This window comes from Nonomuraea rosea (assembly GCF_039539705.1).
Classification (GTDB): Bacteria; Actinomycetota; Actinomycetes; order Streptosporangiales; family Streptosporangiaceae; genus Nonomuraea; species Nonomuraea rosea.
Genome location: NZ_BAABDQ010000130.1, coordinates 1 through 1,172 on the forward strand (window position 1 = coordinate 1; position 1,172 = coordinate 1,172).

Below are 1,172 nucleotides of genomic sequence, written 5' to 3' on the forward strand. Positions count from 1 at the left end.
AGGGTGACCGCCCGCTCCGGCCGTCCCTGCCTGACCGCGAACTGGCAGATCGTGCCGAACGACGCCAGCTCGCCATCCAGCCACGACAGTGCCGCGCCCGGCGAGAGGGTGACGCCGCTGGGCTTGAGGGCGAGCCCGGCGTGCCGCCGGCTCCCGCTCCACCCGGGGTAGAGGGTGTCGCTCGCCTCGACGGCGGTCCCGCAGTAGTGCTCCAGCAGCCTGTCCATGGCCGCCTGCCGCTCGTCCTCGCCGTCCGTGGCAAGGCTCATCTCGGCGGCGTACGCACGCAGAAGGTCGTGAAACCCGTAGCGCCCCAAAGCGTCGCAGCGCAGCAGGTGCGCCGAGGCGAGCCGGTGCAGAAGCCGGGCCGCGCCGATCTCATCGACGTCCGACAGCGCCGCCGCGCAGGCCAGCGTGGAGTGCGGCGCCGGGTTCAGGCTCAGCAACCGGAACAGGCGCTGCGCCTCGGCGTCGAGCAGCCGGTACGAGCAGCCGAAGACGTGCCGGATCGCCGCCCCGCCGCCCCAGCCGAGCAGATCCAGCGGCCCGGCCCGGCGCAGCCGCGTCACCACGCCGGCCAGCGGCAGGTGCGCCTGCGCCCCGGCGTACTCGGCGGCCAGGCGCAGCGCCAGCGGCAGGCGGGCGCAGATGGTGGCCAGCGAGTCGACGCTGCCGGGATCGGTGCCCGCCCGCTCGCCCAGCAGCCGGCGCAGCAGGTGGACGGCATCGGTGCGGGGCAGCAGGTCCAGCTCGATGCGGTGCGCGCCGTGCAGGGCGACCAGGGTGGCCAGCCTGTCCCGGCTGGTGATCACCATGAGGGTGTCGTGCGTGCCGGGCAGCAGCGGCCGTACCTGCTCGGCCGAGGCCGCGTTGTCGAGCAGCACGAGCAGCCTGCGGCCGTCGGTCTCGGTGCGCCAGCGCGCGGCCCGCGACTGGGTGTCGGCCGGAATGTCCTGATCGGACACGCCGACGGCGCTCAGCAGGCGGCCCAGCGCCTCGTGCGGGGGCAGCGCGTGTTCGGCGTCGTCGCCACGCAGGTCGAGATGGATGCGCCCGTCGGGGAACAGCTCACGGTTGTGGTGACCCCAGCGGACGGCGAGCGCCGTCTTGCCCACGCCCGCGGTGCCGCAGACGACCGCGATCCCCGGTGGGCGGCAGGCGTTCGCGGCGTC

1 pseudogene is annotated in these 1,172 nt (G+C 75.0%); it reads right to left on the bottom strand.

Going from position 1 to position 1,172, the window contains the following annotated elements:
* A pseudogene (locus ABEA43_RS67725) lies at positions 1–1,172 on the bottom strand (cytochrome C); the annotation flags it as partial.